The 25,635-nt window shown below is 54.1% G+C and carries 27 protein-coding genes, 1 pseudogene and 1 riboswitch; of the genes and pseudogenes, 10 read left to right on the top strand and 18 right to left on the bottom strand.

Annotated elements, in window-relative coordinates:
• Positions 1–274: 274 nt before the first annotated feature.
• Positions 275–1,618, bottom strand: coding sequence for a diaminopimelate decarboxylase (gene lysA / locus BUB44_RS12660; protein WP_073166915.1), 1,344 nt, complete (start codon positions 1,616–1,618; stop codon positions 275–277).
• A 130-nt stretch (positions 1,619–1,748) separates the two neighbouring features.
• A riboswitch (Lysine riboswitch) is annotated at positions 1,749–1,938 on the bottom strand.
• Between the two features lie 90 nt (positions 1,939–2,028).
• On the bottom strand, positions 2,029–3,393 hold the full coding sequence (locus BUB44_RS12655; protein WP_073166912.1) for a TrpB-like pyridoxal phosphate-dependent enzyme: 1,365 nt from the start codon (positions 3,391–3,393) through the stop codon (positions 2,029–2,031).
• 214 nt (positions 3,394–3,607) lie between these two features.
• Between BUB44_RS12655 and BUB44_RS12650 the strand changes: the two genes are divergently transcribed.
• Positions 3,608–3,907 carry a carbohydrate-binding protein gene (locus BUB44_RS12650; protein ID WP_073166910.1) on the top strand — a complete coding sequence of 100 codons (300 nt, stop codon included), beginning with the start codon at positions 3,608–3,610 and terminating at the stop codon, positions 3,905–3,907.
• Between the two features lie 39 nt (positions 3,908–3,946).
• Here the strand turns inward: BUB44_RS12650 and BUB44_RS12645 are convergent, their stop codons facing one another.
• The 10 genes from BUB44_RS12645 to BUB44_RS12600 all read right to left on the bottom strand — a co-directional run bounded on the left by BUB44_RS12645 (position 3,947) and on the right by BUB44_RS12600 (position 12,022).
• Positions 3,947–4,936, bottom strand: a complete 990-nt coding sequence (locus tag BUB44_RS12645; RefSeq protein ID WP_073166907.1) for an acyl-CoA dehydratase activase — start codon at positions 4,934–4,936, stop codon at positions 3,947–3,949.
• Complete coding sequence (locus tag BUB44_RS12640; RefSeq protein ID WP_073166904.1) at positions 4,933–6,021, bottom strand: acyl-CoA dehydratase activase-related protein; 1,089 nt, start codon at positions 6,019–6,021, stop codon at positions 4,933–4,935. Before BUB44_RS12640 ends, BUB44_RS12645 begins: the two co-directional genes overlap by 4 nt.
• A complete protein-coding gene (locus BUB44_RS12635) occupies positions 6,018–7,007 on the bottom strand; it encodes an acyl-CoA dehydratase activase-related protein (protein ID WP_073166902.1) in 990 nt (329 codons plus the stop codon). The genes BUB44_RS12640 and BUB44_RS12635 overlap by 4 nt, the downstream gene beginning before the upstream one ends.
• Before the next feature lie 87 nt (positions 7,008–7,094).
• Entirely contained in the window at positions 7,095–8,624 is a 1,530-nt protein-coding gene (locus BUB44_RS12630; protein ID WP_278247946.1) for a spore germination protein, read from the bottom strand.
• A gap of 11 nt (positions 8,625–8,635) precedes the next feature.
• Entirely contained in the window at positions 8,636–8,989 is a 354-nt protein-coding gene (gene spoVAE, locus BUB44_RS12625) for a stage V sporulation protein AE (RefSeq protein WP_423219798.1), read from the bottom strand.
• An 11-nt stretch (positions 8,990–9,000) separates the two neighbouring features.
• Positions 9,001–10,014: a stage V sporulation protein AD gene (spoVAD, locus tag BUB44_RS12620; protein WP_073166896.1), complete on the bottom strand. Its 1,014-nt coding sequence runs from the start codon at positions 10,012–10,014 to the stop codon at positions 9,001–9,003.
• A gap of 12 nt (positions 10,015–10,026) precedes the next feature.
• The gene (gene spoVAC, locus BUB44_RS12615; protein ID WP_073166893.1) at positions 10,027–10,491 is read right to left on the bottom strand and encodes a stage V sporulation protein AC; all 465 of its coding nucleotides are present in this window, start codon (positions 10,489–10,491) and stop codon (positions 10,027–10,029) included.
• A 166-nt stretch (positions 10,492–10,657) separates the two neighbouring features.
• On the bottom strand, positions 10,658–11,359 hold the full coding sequence (locus BUB44_RS16000; protein ID WP_073166890.1) for an AMP-binding enzyme: 702 nt from the start codon (positions 11,357–11,359) through the stop codon (positions 10,658–10,660).
• Positions 11,281–11,784 carry an AMP-binding protein gene (locus BUB44_RS15605; RefSeq protein ID WP_073166887.1) on the bottom strand — a complete coding sequence of 168 codons (504 nt, stop codon included), beginning with the start codon at positions 11,782–11,784 and terminating at the stop codon, positions 11,281–11,283. Before BUB44_RS15605 ends, BUB44_RS16000 begins: the two co-directional genes overlap by 79 nt.
• 7 nt (positions 11,785–11,791) lie before the next feature.
• Positions 11,792–12,022, bottom strand: coding sequence for an enoyl-CoA hydratase-related protein (locus BUB44_RS12600; protein WP_073166885.1), 231 nt, complete (start codon positions 12,020–12,022; stop codon positions 11,792–11,794).
• Between the two features lie 449 nt (positions 12,023–12,471).
• Here BUB44_RS12600 and BUB44_RS12595 point away from each other — a divergent pair, with 449 nt between their 5' ends.
• From BUB44_RS12595 to BUB44_RS12565, 7 genes are all read left to right on the top strand, one after another.
• The gene (locus BUB44_RS12595; RefSeq protein WP_073166883.1) at positions 12,472–13,884 is read left to right on the top strand and encodes an OB-fold domain-containing protein; all 1,413 of its coding nucleotides are present in this window, start codon (positions 12,472–12,474) and stop codon (positions 13,882–13,884) included.
• 12 nt (positions 13,885–13,896) lie between these two features.
• Positions 13,897–15,072, top strand: coding sequence for an acetyl-CoA acetyltransferase (locus BUB44_RS12590; protein ID WP_073166880.1), 1,176 nt, complete (start codon positions 13,897–13,899; stop codon positions 15,070–15,072).
• A 6-nt stretch (positions 15,073–15,078) separates the two neighbouring features.
• The gene (locus tag BUB44_RS12585; RefSeq protein ID WP_131821628.1) at positions 15,079–15,306 is read left to right on the top strand and encodes a hypothetical protein; all 228 of its coding nucleotides are present in this window, start codon (positions 15,079–15,081) and stop codon (positions 15,304–15,306) included.
• Positions 15,307–15,379: 73 nt separating this feature from the next.
• Positions 15,380–15,820 carry a MaoC family dehydratase N-terminal domain-containing protein gene (locus BUB44_RS12580; protein WP_027355996.1) on the top strand — a complete coding sequence of 147 codons (441 nt, stop codon included), beginning with the start codon at positions 15,380–15,382 and terminating at the stop codon, positions 15,818–15,820.
• 25 nt (positions 15,821–15,845) lie between these two features.
• A complete protein-coding gene (locus tag BUB44_RS12575) occupies positions 15,846–16,295 on the top strand; it encodes a MaoC/PaaZ C-terminal domain-containing protein (RefSeq protein WP_207545666.1) in 450 nt (149 codons plus the stop codon).
• A gap of 32 nt (positions 16,296–16,327) precedes the next feature.
• Positions 16,328–17,155, top strand: a complete 828-nt coding sequence (locus BUB44_RS12570; protein ID WP_073166875.1) for an SDR family NAD(P)-dependent oxidoreductase — start codon at positions 16,328–16,330, stop codon at positions 17,153–17,155.
• 2 nt (positions 17,156–17,157) lie between these two features.
• Positions 17,158–18,300, top strand: coding sequence for an acyl-CoA dehydrogenase family protein (locus BUB44_RS12565; RefSeq protein WP_083543242.1), 1,143 nt, complete (start codon positions 17,158–17,160; stop codon positions 18,298–18,300).
• 3 nt (positions 18,301–18,303) lie between these two features.
• Here BUB44_RS12565 and BUB44_RS12560 read toward each other — a convergent pair whose 3' ends face one another.
• Positions 18,304–20,382 carry a sigma-54-dependent Fis family transcriptional regulator gene (locus tag BUB44_RS12560; protein WP_073166918.1) on the bottom strand — a complete coding sequence of 693 codons (2,079 nt, stop codon included), beginning with the start codon at positions 20,380–20,382 and terminating at the stop codon, positions 18,304–18,306.
• A 63-nt stretch (positions 20,383–20,445) separates the two neighbouring features.
• The gene (locus BUB44_RS12555) at positions 20,446–21,135 is read right to left on the bottom strand and encodes a S8 family serine peptidase (RefSeq protein ID WP_073166872.1); all 690 of its coding nucleotides are present in this window, start codon (positions 21,133–21,135) and stop codon (positions 20,446–20,448) included.
• Between the two features lie 285 nt (positions 21,136–21,420).
• Between BUB44_RS12555 and BUB44_RS12550 the strand changes: the two genes are divergently transcribed.
• Positions 21,421–21,852: an acyl-CoA thioesterase gene (locus BUB44_RS12550; protein WP_073166870.1), complete on the top strand. Its 432-nt coding sequence runs from the start codon at positions 21,421–21,423 to the stop codon at positions 21,850–21,852.
• A gap of 171 nt (positions 21,853–22,023) precedes the next feature.
• Here BUB44_RS12550 and BUB44_RS12545 read toward each other — a convergent pair whose 3' ends face one another.
• From BUB44_RS12545 to spoIIAA, 4 genes are all read right to left on the bottom strand, one after another.
• Positions 22,024–22,218: a dodecin family protein gene (locus BUB44_RS12545; protein WP_027356001.1), complete on the bottom strand. Its 195-nt coding sequence runs from the start codon at positions 22,216–22,218 to the stop codon at positions 22,024–22,026.
• Positions 22,219–22,307: 89 nt separating this feature from the next.
• On the bottom strand, positions 22,308–23,090 hold the full coding sequence (gene sigF, locus BUB44_RS12540; protein ID WP_027356002.1) for an RNA polymerase sporulation sigma factor SigF: 783 nt from the start codon (positions 23,088–23,090) through the stop codon (positions 22,308–22,310).
• Between the two features lie 12 nt (positions 23,091–23,102).
• Positions 23,103–23,558, bottom strand: a complete 456-nt coding sequence (gene spoIIAB, locus BUB44_RS12535; protein ID WP_027356003.1) for an anti-sigma F factor — start codon at positions 23,556–23,558, stop codon at positions 23,103–23,105.
• Between the two features lie 12 nt (positions 23,559–23,570).
• Positions 23,571–23,909: an anti-sigma F factor antagonist gene (spoIIAA, locus tag BUB44_RS12530; protein ID WP_027356004.1), complete on the bottom strand. Its 339-nt coding sequence runs from the start codon at positions 23,907–23,909 to the stop codon at positions 23,571–23,573.
• A 340-nt stretch (positions 23,910–24,249) separates the two neighbouring features.
• Here spoIIAA and BUB44_RS12525 point away from each other — a divergent pair.
• A pseudogene (locus BUB44_RS12525) lies at positions 24,250–25,496 on the top strand (IS110 family RNA-guided transposase).
• The last annotated feature ends 139 nt before the right edge of the window (positions 25,497–25,635 follow it).

Here is a 25,635-nt window from a genome sequence, read left to right as displayed (position 1 = left end):
CCGCCCCATCTACTCTACCGTCCCTTGGCAGCCTGGGATTTCGCTGTGTTATGCCAGCTCATCCGAACGGTCTAGCCTCTTATGGGGTTCTTGTTCATCGGGCCGTGGTTTTGCCGCCGGCGCACCGATCCGATTCCACCTCGCGATGGACACCCTTGCCTTTGGCTAGCAGACTCGTGCTGCCTCGCCTGCAGTGGACTTTCACCACCAAGTTAACGCCCATGCCGGGCGCACATAAAAAAGCACCCCTTCAGGGTGCCGGAATGAAAACCTTTTAGCGCGCGGAAGCTACATTCAAACGCCTGCTCCTGCGCAACCTTTCCGGAATGACGTCATTGCGCAGGAGGTCTTCATAAGTTTCCCGCTCTACAATGATATCGGCCTGCCCGTCCCTGACCAGGACCATGGCCGGCCTGGGCAGGCGGTTGTAATTCATGGACATGGAGTAGTTATAAGCGCCGGTACAGCTAACGGCCAGAATGTCCCCGGGTTCAACCCTGGGCAGGGCAATATCCCATATAAGCATGTCCCCGGACTCGCAGCACTTACCGGCAATGGAAACCACTTCTTCCGCCGGTGCAGCAGCCTTGTTGGCCAGGCAGGCTTCGTAACGGGACTGGTACAGGGCCGGGCGGGGGTTATCTCCCATACCTCCATCAACAGCCACATACTTGCGCACCCCGGGGATGTCTTTTACCGCCCCCACGGTATACAGGGTGGTACCCGCGGGGCCGCTGATGGAACGCCCGGGTTCAACGATAACCCGGGGTACGGGAAGACCGTGGGCCAGGGCCTTTTCCCGGACGGCCCGCATAATTACATCGGCATATTCGGCAACAGGACGGGGTTCGTCTCCTTCAGTGTAATAAATCCCCAGGCCTCCTCCCAAATCCAGCTCAGCCGGCGCCCAGCCCGTTTCCCTGGCTACCCTGGCGGCAAAGTCCATCATTATCCCCGCAGCGTGGGCGTATGAGTCCAGCTCAAAAATCTGGGAACCGATATGGCAATGCAGGCCATGAAGGATAATGTTTTCCATCTCCAGGGCCCGCCTGACCCCGGCCAGGGCCTGACCGTTATCAATAACCAGGCCGAATTTACTATCTATCTGGCCGGTTTTAATATACTCATGGGTATGGGCCTCAACGCCCGGAGTCAGGCGTAGAATTACATCCGCCCTGGTCCGCATCTCACCGGCCAGCCGGTTGAGCATTTCCAGCTCATAAAAATTATCCACCATAAAGCGCCCTACCCGTGCTTCCAGGGCCAGACGCAGCTCCTCGCTGGATTTATTGTTCCCGTGGAAGTAAACCCGGGACATGGGGAACCTGGCCTTGATGGCAGTATACAATTCGCCGCCGGAAACCACATCCATTCCCAGGCCTTCTTCATCCACCAGGCGGCAGATGGCGAGGGTGAGCAGCGTTTTGGCCGCATAAATGACTTCGGCACCATATTTCTCAGTAAAGGCCCGGTAATACTCCCGGCAGTTCTGCCGGAATAATTCTTCATCCACTACATAAAGGGGGGTACCAAAAGTAGATGCCAGTTCCACAGTGTCACAGCCACCAATTTCCAGATGACCCCGGCTGTTAACGGTCATGGTGCCGTGCAGCTTCATAACAAAACCTCCTACCGGATTTAATCCCCTCAAATGTACCCAATGAGGCTTTAGCAAACTTATATAAGGCAAATAATAAGACGGCATCCCAGGCAAGGGGCCGTCCTATGCTCATGATCAAGCCTCCCCCTGGTGAGATAGCGCTCCACCCGGCAGCAGGGCAACCACCGGGTGACAGTCCGGCACCTGTTCGGTGACGGCCCAGCCCAACCGTTCCGGGCACCGGTTGAACTTCGGCGGACAACCCTTTCCCCTGGCTTCATTGAAAACCCGGTTTCTTCACCAGGATACTCTTGTTGCCCGCAACCTCTACCCCACCTCCAAAGGAGATGAGGCGTATTATATGCAATTTTGTCCCATTGTAACACGGCCATCGGGTGCTGTCAACAGCATCTTTCCCGCACCGAAAATTATTCCCTGTTTACCCCGGGAAGCCGGGCTAACGATCTGGCCAGTTCTTCCTCCGGCAGAGGATAATCCTCAAGCTTGCCGGCCAGGTAGGCGTCATAGGAAGGGAGATCCAGCAGGCCATGGCCGCTTAAATTGAACAAGATGGTTCTGGCCTCCCCGGCCTCCCTGGCAGCCAGGGCCTCCTGAATGGCACAGGCGATGGCATGGGCCGACTCGGGAGCGGGTACGATTCCTTCCGAGCGGGCAAACATGACGGCACTTTTGAAAACATCGGTCTGGTTAAAAGCCCGCGCCTCCACAATGCCATCGTGTACCAGCTGGCTTACCAGGGGGGAATCGCCGTGGTAACGCAAACCCCCGGCGTGAATTCCAGGGGGCATGAATTCAGCACCCAGGGTGTACATGGATAAAAGGGGCGTCAATCCGGCCACATCACCAAAATCATAAGCAAAGCGACCTCTGGTTAGCGTTGGGCAGGCGCTGGGCTCCACAGCCACCAGCCGCACCTTTGTCCCCTCCACCAGCCTGTCGTGGACAAAGGGAAAAGCAAGCCCGCCAAAGTTGCTGCCGCCACCACAGCAGGCAATGACCACGTCCGGGTAGTACCCGGCCCTGGCCATTTGCTCCCTGGCCTCCAGTCCAATTACCGTCTGGTGCAGCAGGACGTGGTTGAGCACACTGCCCAGGGCATAATTGGTATCCTCGCGGCCGGCAGCATCCTCCACCGCTTCACTGATGGCAATGCCCAGGCTACCGGGTGAATCCGGCTCACTGCTGAGGATTTTACGACCGGCAGCAGTGTGCTCGCTGGGACTGGCATAAACTTCCGCACCAAATATTTCCATCATGGAGCGGCGGTAAGGTTTTTGCTGGTAGCTAACCTTAACCATATATACCGTGCATTCAAGGCCAAAAAAGTTACATGCCTGGGACAGGGCCACACCCCACTGGCCTGCTCCCGTTTCTGTGGTCAGTCTTTTAATGCCTTCCTTTTTGTTAAAATATGCCTGGGGCACAGCCGTATTCAGCTTATGGCTGCCGGCCGGGCTTACACCCTCATATTTGTAAAAAATCCGGGCCGGCGTATCCAGAACTTTTTCCAGCCGGTGCGCCCGGAACAGGGGGCTGGGGCGCCACAGGCGGTAAATGTTCCTCACCTCTTCTGGAATTTCAATCCAGCGCTCCCTGCTCATTTCCTGTTCAATCAGGGACATGGGAAAGATTGCTTTTAAATCATCCGGCCCCACTGGCTTACCGGTAACCGGATGCAATGGTGGCCGGGGCAACCGGGGCATGTCAGCCTGGATGTTGTACCAGCATACCGGTAGTTCTTGTTCCGAAAGCAGAATTTTGGTTTCGCTCATCTCTTCTCTGCTCCTCCTGTTATAATTATTGCGCTCCGGGCGCACCCTAATTTACTTCGCCAGCATACGCTTAATTCCTGCCGGAAACCAGGAATACTGACATAACTGGAAAGACGAAAAGTGTTACCATGGCAGGAAGAAATGACCGGGTATACCCTAATAATCAAGGGGGAATCTAAAAGTGGCAGGTTAAAAACTAAAGGAGGTGCTTATTTTGATTCAGGGATGGTCCGATACTCCCAAAGGCGTTGAGGTGAGGCCCGCCGGCTTCAATGAGGTAAACATTATTTACAACGGTCTTTTAGCCAAAAGCGGTGCCGATCAGGTCTACCTGCACTGCGGGTTCGGTGATCCGCAAAACTGGCAAAATGTCAGCACCATTAAAATGGAGCGTACTCCCCGGGGCTGGGAGAGTACCCTGCGCATGCAGAACAGCCTGATGTCCTTCTGCTTCAAGGATTCCGCCAATAACTGGGATAACAATAATGGCTACAACTGGACTGTACGGGCATAACTGCAGGGAGGGACGGTTTTTAAATTAACCGTCCCTTTTTCATACAGCATTTCTTATTTCCTCATCCTGATACCCCAGGGAACCGGACCAGCGGCCGCAGCGGTCCCCCCAGCGGGCAACTGCTTCCCCTTCACAGGTAATCTCCACCACTTCACAGAGGTTGGGGCAATTTTCACAGGTAAATCCCCCAGCCTTAAAGTTGGTATCGGCCACACCGAATCCCCTGAAGCGAGTGCTGCCTCCACCGGCCATCTTTTCCCGGGCCAGGAGGGCCGCTCCCACGGCACCCATCACGTCGTAATGGGGGGGAACATATACTTTCCAGCCCAGCGCCTGCTCAAACGCCCGCCGCATACCGGCGTTGGCCGCCACCCCTCCCTGGAAAACAACCGGTGGAAGGATTTCCTTACCTTTACCCACGTTGTTCAGGTAGTTGCGAACCAGAGCTTCACATAAGCCGGCCAGGATATCGGGCAAACTGTAGCCCATCTGCTGCTTGTGAATCATATCCGATTCCGCAAAAACGGCACATCTGCCTGCTATGCGTACCGGAGCCGTTGACTGCAGTGCCAGCTGGCCAAATTCTTCAATGGGAATATTCAGGCGGGCCGCCTGCTGGTCCAGGAAAGAACCGGTACCGGCGGCACATACAGTGTTCATAGCAAAATCGGTTACCACACCGTTGCGCAGGATAATGATTTTGGAGTCCTGCCCTCCAATCTCCAGTATAGTTTGCACTCCCGGTACCAGGGTAGAGGCAGCCACGGCATGGCTGGTAATTTCATTTTTAACCACATCGGCCCCGGCAATTATGCCGGCCAGAAAACGCCCGCTGCCGGTAGCACCTACCCCCAGAATACCCGTATTTTCAGGCAGACGCCCGGCCAGCTGCCGCAACCCTTCCTGTAAGGCATTAATGGGTTGCCCGCGGGTACGCAGGTAAATAGCTTCCCTCACCCTGCCCTCCTCATCCAGAAAAACCAGATTGGTGCTTACGGAACCAACATCAATACCCAGATACCCCTTCATTGCACAACCACTCCCTTTCTCCTGGCCAGCAAGTCCACAAAAGCCTCCAGGCGGGTAACCAGCCCCGCTTCCCCGGACTGTTCATCCACAGTGATGGACAAAACAGGAATGCCCAGCTCATTACTTATTCCGGGTAACACGCTGTGGGCCACTATTTCGGGCATGCACGTAAAGGGGAGAAGCTGGATCACCCCATCATAACCCTGCCGGGCGTAAATAACCGCGCTGCCCACAGTTTCCTGCCCGTGTCCCCCCACAAAATGATTCAAATACGGGGCCGCCGCCCGGCAGGCTTCCTTGCGGCTGCGCTGCCCCCTCACCAGCCCGAGGAAAAGATGATCGTTAATCCACTCGCTTAAATAAATGGACCGGTCGGTTTCCACACCCAGGTAGCCCAGCTTTCTTTCCAAATCATAGTTAACGAAAGGCTCCAAAAGGGTAAAGATTTCCCCTACAATCCCCACCCGCAGAACCGGCCGGGGCTTCACGGCTACCGCGCCCATAATCCTGCGCACTTTTTCCCGCACTTTCGGCAGATCCTGCGGGTCCCTGGCTGCAATAACCTCCTGCAGGGCCCGCTTAAACGCCCTGTCCGTGCTGCCCCTTTGAACTTCCCGTGGGCGCAGAAAGTGGGCCTGTTTTTCCAGGTCGTCCACCATCCGGGCTTTTTGATAACCAAAATAAATGCCCTTTATAACTTCACGCCATGAATTGTGGCCGGTGATATACTTGATCTTGGATAACAGTTCCCCGATGTGCTTTCGAGGCGGTTCCAGCACTACCAGGCGGTAATTGTAGCCCAGATCTTCCAGGATGGCGTGTTCCACCTGGGCGTAATAACCAAAACGGCAGGGGCCGCACCCGCCGGCCATGAGAATGGTATCCGCTCCCTGTTCCGCCGCTTCCATAAAATTACCCAGATTCAATTTGAGAGGAAGACAGGCAAATTCCGGAGCATGCCGGGCACCCAGGGTCAGGGTGCGCTTGCTGGTGGGCGGGGGCACCACCACATTCACCCCCAGATATTCCAGCATGGCTGACAGGCATATCCACATATGTCCCATATGAGGAAAAGTAACTTTCATCTCCCATTCCCTCCCACCTGGAGAAGCGGCCTGCGCCTCATCATATCCAGAAAAGCCTCCAGGCGGGTTACCACCCCTGCTTCCGCCGAGTGTTCATCCAGGGTGAGGTTGAGAAAGGGTTTTCCCCGCCTTTTCACCTCCCGGGAAATCAGTTCCCCGGTCAGGGAATCCGGACCACAGGCGAAGGATGCCACATGGATGATACCGTCCACATCCGGTCTTTGCAGGTAATGCCAGGCGGCACCAATCATACGCTGGCCCAGGCTCCAAAAGAGGTGCTTGGGCAACCTGGCAGCATGTTCGCGGACCAGGGTTTCCGGAAGATTATCAGCAGTGCAAACGTGCACCCCACTCCGGGCGAGCCTGGACAGGAGATTCATGCTGATATAGGGATCGTAAATATTGTAAGGATGACCAATTACAGCCACCCGGGGCCACCCGCGAGCAGGCTCCCGCTGTTCTTCTCCGGTCCCCCCGGACAATGCTGCCCGGGCTTCTTCCGGGAAAAACCCATTTTCCAGCAGCTGTATATAGCGGGCCTGAACCTGCTGGGCCCGCCTGCAGGCAAGGTAAATAGCAAACCGGTTACTGGTGAAGTTACGACCCAGGGCAGAGAAAAAGGGATAAAGGCTGTCCCTGCGGTACAGGTTGAGATCCGCTTCAATAAGGGGTGGCAGCCCGGAAATACCCTGCCTGACCATGTCGGGAAAACCAAGGAATTTGGGGCAGATATATTCCCGCCGGGCGATACTTACCAGGCGGGGCAGGAAAAGGACATCCACCCGGTCTTTCAAATCAATTATGTGCCCGAAGGCCACCCTTACAGGCAGGCAAACATCATCGCCGGTGTGCCGCAGGCCGGATTCTAAAATTGTTTTCGTGGTTGGCCTGGAAATGACCAACTCCAATCCCAGGGCTTCAAAAAAGGTACGCCATAAAGGTATATAGTAGTAATACAGTAACGCTCTGGGAATGCCTATTTTCAAGCTGCCGCTCACTCCTTCCCAGTTTTAACAACTTTTATTATGACCCGCCGGACAAAAAATAAAACAGTCCCCGGCCTGGGGACTTACTTAACGTTTTCGGGCCGGTTCGGGTACACTCTGTCTGTATTTGTCCCGCGGTTTTAAGATGCTGGGCCGGATGTTGTCCACCGGCACAGGGGAACGCACCAGCACCTTTTTCATCGCCATCCAGTTAAAGGGAATCAGGGGCCACAGGTAGGGAACCCCGAAAGATCTGGTAGCCGCCAGAAAAGCAAAGGTGATCAGAACGGCGAGGATAAAGCCGGGCAGGCCGGCCACAATCACCGCCGCCAGCAAGAAAAGGCGCACCAGGCGATTGGCCTGGGAAAGTTCGTAACTGGGAGTAAGAAAGATCCCCGTGGCGGCAATCGCTGTATATAAAATTACTTCCGGAGCAAATAGACCCACGGACACGGCAATATCACCGATGAGCAAGGCAGCAATCAAGCTTATGGACACCGACAGGCCCGTGGGGGTATGAATGGTGGCCAGCCTGACCATATCCACGGCAAACTCGGCAATAATAAACTGCAATACTAGAGGAATGGCCCCAATCTTCTTTGGACCAATGAATTTTAAAGCCGGGGGCAGTAACTCGGGGTGAAGGGCGGCCAGCAACCACAGGGGTAACAGAAATATGGATATGGCCACGCCCACAAAGCGCACTGTCCGCAACCATACGCCCACTGCCGGGCTCTGGCGGTATTCCTCGGCATGCTGCAGGTGATGAAAGTATGTAGCGGGGAGAATGGCCACACTGGGGGAAGTGTCCACCAGCACCAGGACGTGGCCCTCCAGCAGGTGCATGGCCGCCACATCGGGCCGTTCGGTATAACGCACCCGGGGGAATGGATTCCAGTAACTACCGGGTGTTATTAATTCCTCCACCGCTTTTTCCGCCATCGGCAGGCCGTCAATATCGATGCTTTTAATTTTTTCCTTCACGCTGTCCACCAGATCAGGATTGGCCACATCCTGCAGAAAGCAAACAACTATATCTGTTTTGGACCTGTTACCTGCCTGGAGGATTTCCATCCGCAGCCTGGGATCCCTGAGACGACGGCGAATAAGGGCCGTGTTGTAAACCAGCGTTTCGGTAAAACCATCACGGGAACCCCGTACCACCCTTTCCAGATCCGGCTCCTCGGGTTGACGAACCGGGTAAATCCGGGCATCAATTATAATGGCCTTTTCTTCCCCGTCAATAAGCAGTGCCTGGGGACCGGAAAGTACCTTTTCCACCACATCCTCCAGGTACCCCACCTCGCTGACCTCGGTATAGGGGACATGGCGGTAGAAAAGCTTGCGGAAGGTATTGATGGTCATACCTTCACGCTCCAGCTCGGCCAGGTGTTCCAGGATAAGGGTAAAAATTTGATCGTTGGTCAGCCCGTCCACAAAGACCAGGGCCGCCTTTACCCCACCAATGTTCAATTCACGCAGGATAATATCAAAACTTTCCCCTATACCCAGGGCCTTTTTCAGGAATTCCGTGTTTTCCTCCAGCCGTTTTTTCACCGGCGTTTTATTGCCGTTAGCCACCGCCTGTTGACCTGTATCTGCCATTTGCTGGGTCATAAAATCCACTCCTATCCTTTTGGTCGAAAAGCCAGAGCCGCCAGGTAACCAAAAACGACTGCCGCAGTTATGCCGGCCGCGGTAGCGGCCACTCCTCCGGAAAATGCTCCCAGAAGTCCCTTTTCCTGCACCTCTCCGATGGCCCCCTGTGCCAGCAGGTGGCCGAAGCCGCTTAAGGGCACCGTCGCTCCAGCCCCGGCCCAGTTCACCAGCGGCTGGTATAACCCCAGGGCGCTTAAAATAGCACCCGCTGTGACAAAACCCACCAGCACGTGAGCAGGGGTAACCTTATGGCCGGTCAGGTCCATCAGAAGCTGGGCAATCACACATAACAAACCACCGACGATGAAGGCTTTCAAAAACATCATGCTGTAGCTCACCGTCCTTCTATGACTACGGCATGGGCAATGCCGGGAATGGTTTCTCCCTGCTGGTAGCTGCAAAGGCTGAGCAGGGCACCGGTGGCCACCCCCAGGATGCGCTTTAACCGGCCGGCCTTAATTTCCTGGATCAGGTAACCACAGGTAACTACACCGGCACAGGCACAGCCGCTACCTCCCGCATGGGCATCCTGTTCGGGAGAATAAATTAAGATCCCGCAGTCACTGAACCGGTCGGAGATGTCGTAACCCTTTTGCTGCATCAGCTTAAGGGCCAGCTCCCTCCCGTAGGTCCCCAGATCGCCGGTGATAAAAAGGTCGTAGTAGGCAGGCTGGCGCTGGGTATCCATCAGGTGACGGGCCATGGTGTCGGCGGCTGCCGGGGCCATGGCCGCCCCCATATTCATAGGGTCGCTCTGACCCAAGTCCACTACCTTGCCGATGGTGGCATGGGTAATTACGGGCCCATTACCCTGGCGGGCCAGCACCGCTGCTGCTGCCCCGGTTACTGTCCAGCTGGCATACAGGGGGCGCTGGACACCCTGTTCTGTGGGATAACGGTACTGCCTTTCAGCCGTGGAATTATGGCTGGATACCCCTACCAGCACATAATCGGCAAAACCACCATCAATGAGCATGGCCCCCAGGGCCAGTCCCTCATACATGGTCGAACAAGCCCCGTACAGGCCCAGGAAGGGAATACCCAGATCCCTGGCGACAAAATTTGCGCTAATGATCTGGTTCAACAGGTCGCCGGCCAGCAGGCAGTCTATGTTCTGCGGCTGGAGGTTGGCCCGCTGGATGGCGTTCTGCATGACTTCCTTGAGCATACGCCGTTCCGCTTTTTCCCAGGTATCCTCCCCGTAATAATTATCCTCCACCACTTTGTCAAAAGTATGTCCCAGAGGCCCCTGGCCTTCCTTGCTTCCCACAATAGTGGCCGTAGAAATAATTACCGGTGGATTTTGAAACCACACGGTCTGCAGACCGTTCTTTTTGGGTGCCGGCAAAGGTTTCACCTCCTACCGGAAGAAATAATACAACAGTGCTACCAGCCAGGCCGTGACAATGCCAAAAACAAGCACCGGCCCGGCAACGGTGAAAAGCCTGGCTCCCACACCTAAAACAAGCCCTTCTCCCCGGTATTCCATGGCCGGAGCAACCATGGAGTTGGCAAAGCCGGTGATGGGCACGATGGAGCCGGCGCCGGCAAACTTGGCTATTTCATCATAAACACCCAATCCTGTAAGCAGAGCCGCCAGAAAAACCAGTACCGTGGAGGTAGCGGCTCCCGCTTCCGTTAAAGGGAGCCCCCGCCCCTGGAAAAAGTTTAAAAGCAGTTGCCCTAAGACACAGATCAAACCACCGACAACAAAAGCCCAGAAAACATTGCGCCCCACGGTTGGCCGTGGCTGAACTTCCTGGACCATCTTCTGGTACTCTCTTTTCTGTATTTCCAGAGGCTGGGAATCCTTGACCTCGGCCATCCATTTCACCTCCGGTTGTTATAGTTTCCCTGCCTCCTGACGATTATGCGCCAGGAAAAACCTCCCCCGGCCAGAAAAAAAAAGGACACCGGCAGGTGTGTCCTGTTTCTTAAACCAGAAAAAGAATTAAATTTAATTTCTATTCGGAAAAGTACGGATGCAATTTTCACTTTGACTTATTAACAAAGTAATCCTTATATTTCTCCCTCAAAACGCTTTTCTTAAATTTCCCCACGCTGGTTTTGGGAATTTCATCGATAAATATAACCTCATCAGGTAACTGCCATTTGGCAAACCCGGGCGCAATAAAATCCAGGATTTCCTTACCCGATACCTGCCCCCTGTATTCCTCTTTTAGAACGACAAAAGCCAAAGGCCTTTCCTCCCACCTGGGATGATAAATTCCCGTTACTGCTGCCTCAAGTACCTTTGGATGCCCCATGATGGCATTTTCCAGGTCCACTGAGGAAATCCACTCCCCACCGCTCTTGATCAGATCCTTGACGCGGTCCGTTACCTTCAGGTAACCATCAGCATCTATGGTACCGGCATCCCCGCTCCGCCAGTATCCATCCGTAAAAGCTTCAACCGTCCGCGGGTCATTGTGATAACAGCCCGTAATCCATGGACCGCGAATTAAAATTTCACCGGACGATTTTCCATCACGGGGCAACTCTTTACCCTCGGGGCCTATAATTTTGACATCCAGTCCTGTAACCGGTATACCCTGTTTGCGCTTCAGTTCCCACTTTTCTTCATCTGAAAGTTTATCTTCCAGATCCGGTTTAATCAGATTAAAAGAACCAGAGGAGTTGTCTCTGTAGCACCATAAGCATGAATTATTTCGGCTCCGGTTAACTCCTTCCACCCCCGCATCATGGCCAGAGGCGGTTCCGTCGCCCCGGATATCAGACGGGTACCTCCAAAGTCAGGTTTTTCCTGTAAAGTTTTTATATAATTGAGCATCGGCATAAAAATGGCCGGCGCCCCGCAACTTATTGTCACTTTTTCTTTAACCATCAATTCAACCAGCGAACCCACGTCATCTATCATATAACGTCCCGGCAGAACAATCTTGGCACCCATAAAGGTGGCCGAAAAGAAGAACCCCCAACCCTGGGCATGAAACATAGGCACCAGCTGCATAAAGCAATCCTTCCATGACATACCAGTATAACAAATGCATTCCATAGTGTGAAGGTAGATACATCTGTGAGAATAATAAACTCCCTTGGGTTTCCCGGTGGTCCCTGTGGTATAACAGGCACTGTAGGCGGACGTTTCGTCAATCATCGGCCAGTCAAAATCCGGCTCTGCGCACCACCCCCGTTCGCAGGTCGGCGCCGGCGCAGAACCCGCGTCCCGCCCCTGTCAAAACCATGCACCTAACGCCCGGGTCGCCCTGCACACGAAAAAGCGCATCACGCAGTTCGGCGACCATTTGCCTGTTGATGCTGTTCAAGCTGGCAGGCCGGTTCAGGGTCACCGTGGCCACGCCTTCGTTCACTTCAAATAAGATTGTTTCGTACATGTACAAACCTCCCATGTATTGTAGCGTACTCCAAATTAAAGGGCAGTGGCTGGCTTCCGCCCCGCTTTCACACCTTAAGGTGCAAAGTGCATGCCTGAGAACAGAGGCCGGAAAACCGGGTTGAAAATTCTGCGATCTAAACCGGCAACCGTCCCGTTTTCGGTACATTTGTCCTGTTTTCGGAACAAGATAACACCCCCGCAGGAAGGGAACAAAACGCCTCTGCCCCCGGCAAGGCACTGTGCACGCCCCGGTACATCGATTTGTAGCGGTACCGGTGACCATACCGGGTAAACAAAGGGTTGGACGGGACGCTGGCCGGGATGGGGGGACCGGTCGCCCGGTTTTGGCATGCAATTTGCGTGTAGAATTTACGAACAGGAAGTTTGCATAAGCCTGATTGGAATTAACGTATTAAACAAATAGCCTGAACAAAAGGAGGTTGAGCAATGGCAGGCATAACCGCCTACGGCGCTTATATCCCCTTCAACCGCCTGGATCGCCGGCGCCTGACCGAAGCCTTTGGCGAGCCGGCACCTCCAGGGGAAAAGGCCGTGGCCAATTACGACGAAGATAGCGTCACCATGGCCGTGGAAGCCGCCCGGGACTGTCTGAACGGCCTGTCCCCCGCAGCCCTGAGCGGTGTTTATTTCGCCACCACCACCCCTCCCTACCGGGAAAAACAATCGGCCACCACTGTGGCCGCTGCCCTGGATGCTCCGGAAAATGTACGCACTGCCGATTTCACTTCCACCCTGCGCGCCGGTTCCACCGCTTTGCTGGCTGCTGCAGATGCAGTCAGGGCGGATGGCGGCAGCGTACTGGTGGCGGTGGCGGACTGCCGGCCGGCGGCAGCCAAAGGGCATTTTGAGCAGCTGTTTGGCGACGCCGCGGCAGCTTTTGTGGTTGGAACGGAAAATGTGCTTGCCGAAATAGAAGGGTGGTGCAGCGTGGCGGGGGATGTGCTGACCCAGTGGAGGGAGGCAGAAGATCGCTACGTGCGTACCTGGGAAGAACGGTTCATAACATCGCGGGGTTACGCCCCGCTGGTCACCAGGGCTCTTGCCTCCCTGGCAGCAAAGCTACAACTAACCCCTGCGGATATCAAAAAAATCGCCCTGTACGCGCCCTCACCCCGGTACCACACAGGTATGGCCCTTGCCCTGGGCTTCCGGCAGGACCAGATCCAGGACGGCCTTTTTGACAGGGTGGGCCTGGCCGGGGCGGCTCACGCACCCCTTCTGCTGGCCGCTGCTCTGGAAGAAGCCGAACCGGGCGACCGCATCCTGATGGTAACCTTTGGCGAAGGCGCCGAGGCCATTTTATTCAGGGCTACGGAGAAGATAAAGGACTTTTCACCCCGCCGTGGGGTCAGCGGCCACCTGGCCTCAAAGAAAAATACCATGAACTATCTCACCTACCTGCGCTGGAAAAATATGCTGGATTTCGAGCCCCCCAGGCGGCCCGATCCGGATCGTCCCTCGGTCCCGGCCATGTGGCGAAACGCCAGAAGAAACCTGGCCTTTTACGGCAGCCGCTGCAATCGCTGCGGCACCCCGCAGATCCCCGCCCAGAGGGTCTGCGTACACTGCCAGGCCAGAGATGAAATGGCTCCCTACCGCTTTGCCGATCTCAGCGCCCGTATAGCCACTTATACCATCGACCACCTGACATTTTCCCATGACCCCCCTGTAGTATTTGCCGTCGTTGATTTTGAAGGGGGCGGGCGCCTGCTCTGCGAGATGACCGATTGTGACCCCGGCAGGGTGGAGATCGGCATGGAGGTGGAGATGACCTTCCGCCGGCTCTACCGGGCGGGCGGCATCCACAATTACTACTGGAAGGCCAGACCCAGGAGGTAAAGGAGGGGGAACATGAGCATTAAAGATAAAGTGGCCATCATAGGTATGGGCTGCACCAGTTTCGGTGAACACTGGGACAAAAGCGCCAGCGACTTGCTGGTGGAAGCCGCTTATGAGGCCCTGGAAGACGCAGGGCTTGAGCCCCGGGACATTCAGGCCTACTGGCTGGGCACATGTGCTTCCGGCTGGGCGGGGATCAGCCTTTCCGAACCGCTAAAAATACAGTACAGGCCAGTAACCAGGGTGGAAAATTTCTGCGCTACGGGCACCGATGCTTTCCGGAACGCCTGCTATGCCGTAGCTGCGGGAGCCTATGATATAGCCATGGCTATCGGGGTGGAAAAATTAAAGGATTCCGGCTATAGCGGGCTGGTCATCACCCCGCCGCCGGGTGACGGCACCGCTCCAAACTACTCGGCACCGGCTGCCTTTTCCCTCCTGGCGCCGGCTTACTTCAAAAAATACGGCCTGGATCCGGAAACGGGGAAACTGGTTCTAGCGCGCATCGCTTACAAGAACCATAAAAACGGGGCACTGAATCCCAAGGCCCAGTTCCGCCAGGAAGTGCCTCTGGAAAAAATTCTCAATTCGCCCATCGTAGCCGCTCCCCTGGGTATCATGGATTGTTCCGGGGTGGCGGACGGAGCTGCCGCCGCTATCATCGTCCGGAGCGAAGATGCCAAAAAATTTAAAAAAGATCCGGTTTACGTCAAGGCCATCTCGGTGGTCTGCGGGCCCGGGCACGGTGCTCTTCACCAGGACTTCGACTTTACCTCCATCAGGGAGACCTATTATGCAGGTCTGGATGCCTACCGTCAGGCAGGTATTACCAACCCGCGTAAAGAAATCAGTATGGCTGAGGTTCATGATTGTTTTACCCCGACGGAACTGGTCATTTACGAAGACCTGGGTTTCAGTGAGCGCGGCAAGGCCTGGCAGGACGTGCTGAACGGCGTCTTCGATCTGGACGGGGAGCTGCCCGTCAACCCCGACGGCGGACTCAAGTCCTTCGGCCACCCCATCGGCGCCAGCGGCCTGAGAATGCTCTACGAAATGTACCTGCAGTTAAGGGGCCTGGCCGGACCCAGACAAATTGACAATCCGAAGCTGGGGCTGACCCATAACCTGGGAGGGTTCCCCTGGGAAGCCGTTTGCTCGGTATGCATCGTGGGTAAAGAGACGGGCTAGGGGAGCGTGAAGCAGTTGCAAACCCTGCTGGTAAACAGCCGTTACTGCCCGGTGGCAAAGCGCGAAGTCCGGGTGGAGGAAATTTACCTCCTGGAAGGCACGGCAAGCTGCCAGATTGATATACGCCTGCTGTCCTGGCGCTGCCTGTATGAGGATCTCTGTCCGGAAAAAGCATCCTGCCCCTTACCGCTGGAATACGCCTCCACCGGTGAAAAAACAATGTTCGACCGCTAGCGGAAAATGTCGTTCACAGGAAACCGGCAGTCCAGTTTATGGCGACCGGCAAAATTGAAAGGAGGTGAAAAAAGTGAGCAGCCGTGAAAACCTGGTGGGCCGGGAACTCTGCCGTTTCACCTATCTGGTAGAAAGGGGTAAAATCAGGGAACTGGTCCTGGCCATTGGCGACGACAACCCGCTGTATACCGATCCAGAATACGCCCGCGCCCGTGGCTACCGGGATATCATCGCCCCGCCCACCTTCGGCACCTGCATAGACCTGTGGGGCGGCATGGACTTCACCACATTATGCAGCAAACTACAGTTAAATCCGGTTAAAGTCCTGCACGGGGAACAGGAATACCGTTATTTCAAGGAAATTTGCCCCGGCGACCGGATTGAGGCCGTCTGCAGGCTCTCCCGGATTATTGATAAAGGTAAAATGTACCTCTTCATTCTGGAAACCGAATATTTCAACCAGGAGGGTGAGCTCGTTCTCTCCTCACGCCATACAATTATCGAAAGAAAATAGGCCAAACATGGATGCCGGAGGTGAAATGAAACAGATGGAAACCCCTGTCTTTTACGAGGATTTTGAGCTAAACCAGTCCCTGCCCCCACTTACCAAGCCGCCTGTAGACAGGGTCCAGCTGGTCAGATACGCCGGCGCATCGGGCGACTTCAACCCCCTGCACTACGTGGATGAGGTGGGGCAGAAGGCGGGCACGGGCGGTGTAATCGCCCATGGCATGCTGATCATGGGCTTTGCGGGCCAGGCCGTTACGCGCTGGGTGCCCAACAGATATCTCAGGCGCCTGGCGGTACGCTTTACGGGCATGACCAGGCCGGGAGATAAAATTACAGTTACCGGCAGGGTGGTGGAAAAACGGATCGAAAATGGTTGCGGCCTTGTAGTTGGCGAGGTGATCGCTGCGGATGAAAAAGGTGAAGTTAAACTTAAAGGTTCCTTTGAGGCGGCGCTGCCGCTGAAGAGCACACCTCTTTAAACCTGTGGCTAAAGCCGGGAGGTTTTTGAAAAATGGAACTCATGCTCAAAGATAAAAATTGCATTATCACCGGAGCAGGCCGGGGAATAGGCCGGGCTACGGCGCTGCTCTTCGCCCGGGAGGGTGGCCGGGTGGTGGTAAGCGATCTGGATGAAGCCCCGGCCATGGAAGTGGTGGAGGAAATCAGGGCCGGAGGAGGCCAGGCGGTGGCCTGCATCGGGGATGTCACCGCCGACGGCTTTGCGGAGAAGCTTATCCAAACGGCGGTGGAAGCATTTGGCCCCAGCATAGATGTCATTGTCAACAACGCCGGCTACACCTGGGATGGCGTCATTCACAAGATGACCGATGAACAGTGGGAAGCCATGCTTAAAGTGCATATCACCGCCCCTTTCCGCATTATCCGGGCCGCCGCCCCCTATATAAGGGATGCGGCCAAAAAGGAAAGGGAATCCGGACAGCCGGTAAAAACGCGTAAGATCATTAATATCTCGTCCATTGCCGGCCTGGACGGAAACGCGGGACAGGTTAATTACTCCAGCGCCAAGGCTGCCGTGGTAGGTTTGACCAAGACCCTGGCCAAGGAATGGGGGCCCTTCAACGTCTGCGTGAACACCGTGGCCTTTGGCTTTATCGATACCCGCCTTACCCAGGCCAAGGAAAAAGGGGAGGCCATCAGGCGGGAGGGCAAAGAGGTAGCCATCGGTATCCCGGAAAGCATGCGCCAGATGTTCATGTCCACCATCCCTTTGCGCCGCCCCGGCACCCCCGAAGAAGCTGCCGGCGCCATCCTGCTCATGGCCTCTCCCCTGGCTGACTACATCAGCGGGGAAGTGTTACGGGTTACCGGGGGGTTGTAATAGTGGCCCTGAACCTTGATTCCGGCGATTATAAAATTTTTCGCGACGGTTTTAGAAAGTTCGTGCAGAAGGAAATCGCCCCTCACTACCTGCAATGGGAAAAGGAGGGCCGGATACCCCGGGAGATCTGGCAAAAAGCAGGGGAAAACGGTTATTTATGCCCGTGGGTGGATGAGAAGTACGGCGGTACCGGCGCGGGATTTGAATACTCGGTTATAATTGCCGAAGAGCTGGCCAGGGCGGGCACCCTTATCCTGTTTCCCCTGCACAGCGATATTGTCGTGCCCTATATCCACTCCTACGGTACAGAAGCACAAAAGCAAAAATGGTTACCCGGCTGTGTATCAGGCGATCTGATCACCGCCGTAGCCATGACCGAACCCGACGCCGGTTCGGACCTGGCCGCCATAAAAACCACGGCCGTACGCCAGGGAAACCATTATGTGCTCAACGGTACCAAAACGTTCATTTCCAACGGGCTGCTGGCCGACCTGGTAATCGTGGCCTGCAAAACCAACCCCGGCGCCGTTCCACCCCACCGGGGCATAAGCCTTTTGGTCGTGGAAAGGGGGACGCCGGGATTTTCCCGGGGACGCAGGCTGGAAAAACTGGGGCTGCACAGCCAGGATACGGCCGAACTCATTTTTGAGGATTGCCGGGTTCCGGCGGAAAACCTGCTCGGCCAGGAAGGCATGGGGTTCCTTTATCTCATGGAAAAACTGCAGCAGGAGCGGCTGGTGTGCGCCATCATGGCCCAGGGACTGGCCGAGAGAATGCTGGACTACACCGTGGAATACTGCCGGAACCGTACCATATTCGGCCGGCCCATTTCCGGGTTCCAGCATAACGCCTTCAAGCTGGCGGAAATGGCCACGGAAATTGAGCTGGGGCGGGCCTTCCTGGACAGCCTGGTCGAAAAACACCTGGCCGGCAGGAGAATTGTTAAAGAAGTATCCATGGCCAAGTGGTGGATCACCGAAATGGCCAACCGGGTAGCCTATAACTGCCTGCAACTGCACGGCGGCTACGGCTATATGGAGGAATATCCCATATGCCGGGATTACCGTGACGTGCGCATTTTTACCATTTTTGCAGGTACCAACGAAGTGATGAAAACCATTATCAGCAAAGAAATGGGGTTGTAATTTCTACTGCAACCCCATTTTTTTAAGCTTTTCATAAAGGCGGGAACGGCTGATACCCAGCAGCTGCGCGGCCCTGGTTTTATTGCCTCCCGTGCTGTTCAAAGCCGAGATGATCACTTCCCGTTCCGCCTCGCCCAGGCGCCTCCGGTAGGTTCCCCCGGCTTTTTGAGCACCCGGCTTCCCCAAACCACGAAACAGGTGGGGAGGTAAATCCCTGACCCTGATTACGCTTCTCGAAGCAAAGTTTATTGCCCGTTCCACCACGTTTTCCAGTTCCCGCACGTTCCCCGGCCAGTGATAGGATTTTAAAATCTCCAGTGCTGCGGGCTCGATGTCAGTAACCCCGGTGTGGAGGACGGCATTATACTTGCGGAGGAAATAATGCACCAGCGGTAATATGTCTTCCGGTCTCTCCCGCAGAGGCGGAATGGTAAGGACAATAACGTTAAGGCGGTAATAAAGATCCTCACGAAAATCGCCGCAGGCCACCATCTCCTCCAGATTGCGGTTGGTCGCTGCCACCACCCGCACGTCCACCCTTACCGGTTCCGTGCCCCCCACCCGGTCGAATTCCCGGTCCTGCAGCACCCGCAATAATTTGGCCTGCAGGCCCGGGCTCATATCGCCGATCTCATCCAGGAAAATGGTCCCCCCGTGAGCCAGCTCAAACCGGCCCGGCTTACCCCCTTTACGGGCACCGGTGAAAGCACCGGGAGCATAACCGAAAAACTCGGATTCCAGCAAATGTTCGGGAATGGCTGCACAATTGACCTTGATAAAAGGACCGTTTCGCCTGGGGCTGGCGGCATGGATGGCCTGGGCAAAAAGTTCCTTGCCCGTCCCGCTTCCCCCCCGGATGAGTATGGTGGAAAGACTCCGGGCTGCCCGCAGGGCATCTTTTTTTAACTGCAGCATGGCGGGGCTAACCGTAACGATGCTGTCAAAAGTATACTGGATGCCACCCGGCCTGTTTAATTCGTTGCGGTAATAATTAACCTCATTTTCCAGCTGATCCAGCCGGCGGGCCAGTTCCCTGATTTCACCCAGGTTGCGGAACATCATTTTACCCACCGCCCCCACCACCCGACCGTTTTCCACAATGGGCAGGCGGGATACCACATAGTAACCGCCCCTCACCTGCTGCAGCTGGCCGGTTTCCGGCACCCCGGTACGGGCGACAATGTGCAACCGGCTGTTTTCCAGAACTTCCGTTACATGCCGTCCCACCACTTTCCGGGGATCAAGGGCAAAAAATTCCGCCAGCGACTGGTTGATAAAGGTTACAAAGCCATCTTTATCGACGACGATGATACCGTCATAAGCAATATCCAGGACAGTCCGCAGCGTGTTTTGTAAGGTGCGCACTGTTTCCAGCTCGGCAGCAACCTGCTCCAGCTCCGTCAGATCCTGGAACACAGCCATGGCCCCTGCGATTTCACCCCCGTACAAAATGGGAGTGCAGTTAACCAGGAGGGCACGCCCGGCCACCTCGCACTTCCTTCCTATTTCCACCTTCCCCCCGGCAATGACTTCGGATATGTTTAGTCCCGGCAGAACCTGCTCCAAAGGACGGCCAATTACAGATTGCTCCCGCACGCCCAGCAGTTGCTCCGCTGCCGGGTTCAACATGGTGACAAGACCGGATCCGTCCACTGATACCAGGCCGTTGTGCATGGCCTGGTAAACGGCCCGCAGGCGGGCATTCAACAGGTCGGACTCCCGGAACAGGGCCATAATCATATCCACTTTGGTAAAAACACCGCACACCCTGTTGCTCCCGTCCACCACCACTCCCATACCCACGGAACTTTTTCTCACTTCTTCCACTATCCTGTGGTACGGTGTATTTAAATCCACCGTCACCACCCGGCGGGTCAAAAATTCGTCCACTGCATTATCGAGCCCGGCACCGGCCAGCAGGGCGTCAAACAGGTTGGTTCTGGTCAAAAGGCCGTTCAGGCGGCCCTCTTCATCAACAACAGGTATACCATCCAGGCGAGTTTTCCGGAACAGTTCTACCGCACGCCTTAAAGAATCACCCGGCTTTAAAGCCGGTACCCCGGGGGTCATGATGTCCTTCATGCGCAAGGACCATCACCTCAATGAGCAGCAGAACCGGGTTCTCTGGCTGCCGGCTTTACAGCGTTATACGCATTCACCCGCCCGCAGGTCCAATAATTGCCGGTTCCCGTAGTAAGCCGTGCCTGCAATACCTTTATTGTTATTACCGGCAGCAGCAGCAATTCCGGCTACATGGCTACCATGGCCAAAGAAATCATCCACCGATTGACTGGTTGTAAAATTTACGTTGGAAATTATTTTATCTGCCAGGTCCTCGTGGTCCTGGTCAATACCGGAATCCAGAATGGCGATTTTTATCGAAGGCCGGCCGGACGTAATATCCCAGGCTTCCGGTGCGTCTATATCAGCATCGGGCAAGCCCCCCGTCTGGCCGGTGTTATGCATATCCCACTGCCTGTAAAAACAGGGGTCGTCAGGAATTTCCAGGGCGGTGGCCACAAAGTCGGGCTCTGCAAACTCTACCACCTCTTCCCCCTGGTATTCCTTAACTTTTTCCATTACTCTTTCCGCAGGTACTTCCACCACCTGAACGTCCAGGGCGAGAATCTCATCTACCACCCTGCCGCCGTGCCGCATGTGCGCTTTCTCTTTTAAGTTTTTCTCCGTACCGGCCTTAAATTTAACTACCAGCCGGTTGGTAGGCAAATTCTTCCCGGAATGTTCCACAGCAGTTAATGATGCAAATACAGGTGTACTAAATATCAATAGCATCAATCCCCAAATAACCAGAATCGATATTAATTTCTTTTGCATAACCGGTTACCCCCTACAATTCCTCTTAAGTCATTTCCCTCCAAATATCTTCAGCATAGAAACAAAACTAATCTTTAAAATTCTACCGGGTGATATCACCTCCCGCCGAGTTATCCATTCGCCTGCTCCGGCGACCCGGCACGGACCAGAACAGGGACTTGAAAGACCGGCGTTGTCAATGACTGTAATTCATGATACGATAAAGGCAACCGGGTACTTCGTCGTCAGACGAGGCGACCCTTTGTTTTTTATTTAAAAGACATACTGGCTGGGGAGGATTAAATTATGCGCTCCGATTTTCGCTTTTTTCACCGGCTCAGGGTACGTTATTCTGAAATTGACGGTCAGGGAATCGTTTTCAATGCCCATTACCTGACCTACCTGGACGTAGCCATTACGGAATATTTCCGGCACCTCGGGCTGGATTACAATCAGCTGGCCAGAGAAGGCAAGATGGATATGGTTCTGGTAAAAACCACCCTTGAATTCAAAACACCCGCCTTTTTTGACGAGGTACTGGAAATAGGGGTGCGGATTACCCATATTGGAAATAAAAGCTTTACGGTAGATTTTGAAATTTATAAAGAGAATAGCGAGCTGCTGGTACTCAAAGCAGAAACTGTTTATGTAAACTATAACACTGCAACCCGTTCCACACAGCCGGTACCCGGTTTCTTCCGAAGTATCGTTGAAAATTTTGAAAAATTACCTCAGTAATTCCTGAGATTTTAAAGATTAAAACCTGCCGGCCCGCCCCCGGGAGAGATTCGACTTTACCGGGGCCAAATCCTGCATATTATGTAAACCTCCATATATCTCTCCCCAAAAACTTAAAAAGCTCTAAATACAGAACCTGCCTATAAAATACAGGCAGGTTCTGTATTTGATTTAGCCCCGGTGGGCAATTTTGACATTGGCTTTGTACTCCACAACCCGGCCATTCTGGACGTTGGCCGTCAGGTTAACTACCTCCACGCCCACAATATCGCTGATGGTTTTGGAGGCCTCGTCTACGGCCGCCTGAACAGCAGCCTTCCAGCCATTAGGCGATTCACCCACTAATTCTGAAACTTTAATATGCATAAAGTCACTCCCCTTTGATAAACTTTTTAACACTGAAATTATTATCCGCGTTGAGCTCGTATTTTATTCCGAAAAAAAAACTCCCGGGGTTACCCCTCTTCCCCGGAGCGCATCATTTCTTTGAGTTTTTTTAAAGCCTGGCGTTCCAGCCGGGATACCTGAACCTGGGATAAGCCCAGCCGGCGGGCCACATCGGCCTGGGTTTTGTCCTCAAAAAAGCGCCAGATAATAATTTTTCTATCCCGTTCGGGCAGGGACATGAGTAATTCTTTTACCGTAATATGATCCAGCCAGGGTAATTCCCCCTCATCTCCATCCCGGAGCTGATCCAGGAGATATATGGGATCCCCGTCGTCCTGGTGGAGAGTTTCGTAAATGGAGGTGGGTGCCTGGGCAGCTTCCATGGCCATTACAACATCCTCCCGGGATATCCCCAGCTCCGCGGCCACTTCACCCACCGAGGGTTCCCGCCCCAGCCGCCCCGTCAGGCGTTCCCGGGCCTGCTGAATACGGTAGGCGGTCTCCTTAACTGACCGGCTTACCTTAACAGGATTATCATCTCTTAAAAAGCGCCGGATTTCCCCCACAATCATGGGTACGGCATAGGTAGAAAATTTTACATCATAGCTTAAATCAAATTTATCAATGGCCTTCATTAAACCGATGCAACCAATCTGGAACAGGTCCTCCAGTTCATAACCCCGGTTTTGAAAGCGCCGGACCAGATTGAAGACCAGCTTCAAATTACAGTTAATCAACTTTTCCCGGGCAGCCTTATCCCCCGCCCGGGCGCGGCGCAACAACTCCCTCATCTCCTTATCGCCCAGGAGAGGGAAGCGGGGTAAATTCATTTCCACTAACCGGGTACTCATGGGGCAATCACCTCAATGCCCCCCCTGGGAAGCGGCCGCTGCACCCCGGTTGTTAATGTTTTTAAACATCGTCACCCGGGTCCCCCTGGCCGGGCTGGAATCCACATGCAGGCGGTCCATAAAGGACTGCATGAATACAAACCCCAGTCCCATGCGTTCCGGATCGGTGGAATAAGCAGGTTCCAGCGCTTTTTTGATATCGGCAATACCCCTGCCGTTATCTTCCACCCGGATTTCTATTCCTGTCTCCAGCAGAGAAACATGCACTTTTACTATGCCTGTGGGGGAATTTTCGTAACCATGGATAATGGCATTGGCTACCGCTTCCGAAACTGCCACTTTAATTTCTTCCAGGTCATTTAATGTAAAATCCAGTTGGGAAGCAAAGGCAGCCACAGCCACCCGGGCAAAAGCCACGTTGGCCGGCAAGCTCAAAAATTCCATTTTCAGCTGGTTAACCACTTTCACAGCAATCCCCCCTCACCCGGCTCTGGCTATGGCTTCTTCTTCGGTGCTGTATTCACCCATGACCTGAAAAAGTCCTGAAAGCTCACAAATGCGGTGCACGTGAGGCTGCAGGCCAACCAGGGAAACTTTGCCCCCTTCCCTGGCCAGGCGCTTATAACGCCCAAGAATAACTCCCAGGCAGGAACTGTCAATAAAAGTAACCCGGCTCAAATTTAAAACCAGGTGGCGTACGTTATACCTGTTTAAATAATCTTCCAGGGTGTGGCGTAATAAGTCAGCCACTCCCAGGTCCAGTTCACCCTGCGGACGGACGATCAGGGTATCCTGCCTGATTTCCAGATCCAGTTCCAACTCAGTTCACCCCGCACTTCTGGTACCTTACCTGTTTTACTTAAACTTCTACGGCGGGCAGCATTTTCCTGCTAACCGGCCATGCCTTGAAGGCACAACCAATCATGAAAATAGAAAGAAGTGATTACAACAGCCTGATTTTCTGCTACATTGGAATTATCAGGGACAAAGGTTGAGTACATTTTGATGGTATAACCTCGAGTGCTAACCTAACCTGATTGCCTTTGAGCACAGCCAATTGTCGCCCCTCGTTCTTAAGGACCTGGGAACAGCACGGGTGTTAAACTTCTTTCTTTCTCGGGCAATCATCCCTGAAATCCAATGAAGCAGGAGGAAGCTCATGCAAGACATTTTAGAAACCTGTTGTGGTCTGGACGTCCATAAAGATACTGTGGTTGCCTGCCTATTAAAAGGCAATATTGGCGAGGAACCGACAAAAACCATTCGTACCTTTTCCACCCTTCTTGCCGGACTTGATGAACTGAAAGCCTGGCTGGAAGCGGAGAACTGCCGCCATGTGGCCATGGAAAGCACCGGGATTTATTGGCAGCCTGTATATAACGTCCTGGAAGAAGCCTTTGATGGCAGTATGGTTTTGATTGTAGCCAACGCCCGGCACATGAAAAACGTTCCCGGTAAGAAGACCGATATGAAGGACGCTGAATGGATAGCCAACCTCTTACGCGCCGGATTGTTGGAAGGAAGTTTTATTCCCTCCAAACCTATCCGGGAACTCCGTAATCTAACCCGGTACCGCAAAAGTATTATCGAAGAGATTGCCTCGCAAAAGAACCGCATCGAAAAGCACTTACAAAGCTGCGGTTTCAAGCTCTCCACCTTTCTCACCGATATCTTCGGGGTATCAGGCCGGGCGATTATGGATCACCTTTGCCGTTACGGGAAGATAACCGCCCGGGAAGTAGAGACTTTGGTAAAGGGTCGTGCCAAGTGCAAGCTCCCGGAAATCAAGCAGGTTGTCAATGGTAAAATGGATGTTCACCAAAGGGAGTTCCTCAAACTTTTGCTGGGCTGGCTGGATCAGCACTACGAGCATCTTCGCCAGGTAGAACAAAAGCTGGAGGAAAAGCTTAATCAATACCAAAGACAACTGGAGCAACTGGACGGTATCCCGGGTATTGACAAAACCGCTGCCGCCGCTATTCTGGCGGAAATCGGCATCGATATGAGCCGCTTTAAAACTGCGGAACATGTCTGTTCCTGGGCGGGCTTAAGCCCCGGCAATAATGAAAGTGCAGGAAAAAAAAGTCCACTCGTACCACCCAAGGCAACACCTATCTAAAGCGGATTCTTTGCGAAGTTGCCTGGTCCATCACCCGGGTACGCGACAGCTATTTATCGTCCTGGTACTGGAAGGTCAAGCAACGCCGCGGAGCCAAGAAAGCCCTTATCGCTCTGGCCAGAAAGCTTCTGGTGATTATTTACAACTTATTAAAAAACGGTACAGACTACGACGAAACTGCATTTGAGAAAGCCAAACAAAAACAAGAAAGATTTCGGATCAAAAAAATTATTGCTGAGGCCCGGAAGCTGGGGCTCGAGGTAAGGGAAGTCGCCCAGGTCGGTTAACAGTTACACCCTCAAGAAGGATTAACCTGGCTGATGTAGGTTCATGCATCTGCTAGTTTATTATTGCCTTTTTACGCCCTACCTGGCAGGCTTATTTACTTGATGAAGATCGTTTGGTTGGGTTATTTTCGTGTTAAAT

It is taken from the genome of Desulfofundulus australicus DSM 11792, from assembly GCF_900129285.1.
Classification (GTDB): domain Bacteria; phylum Bacillota; class Desulfotomaculia; order Desulfotomaculales; family Desulfovirgulaceae; genus Desulfofundulus; species Desulfofundulus australicus.
Note: the sequence above shows the minus strand (reverse complement) of the source record. Positions and strands in the feature narration are given on the sequence as shown.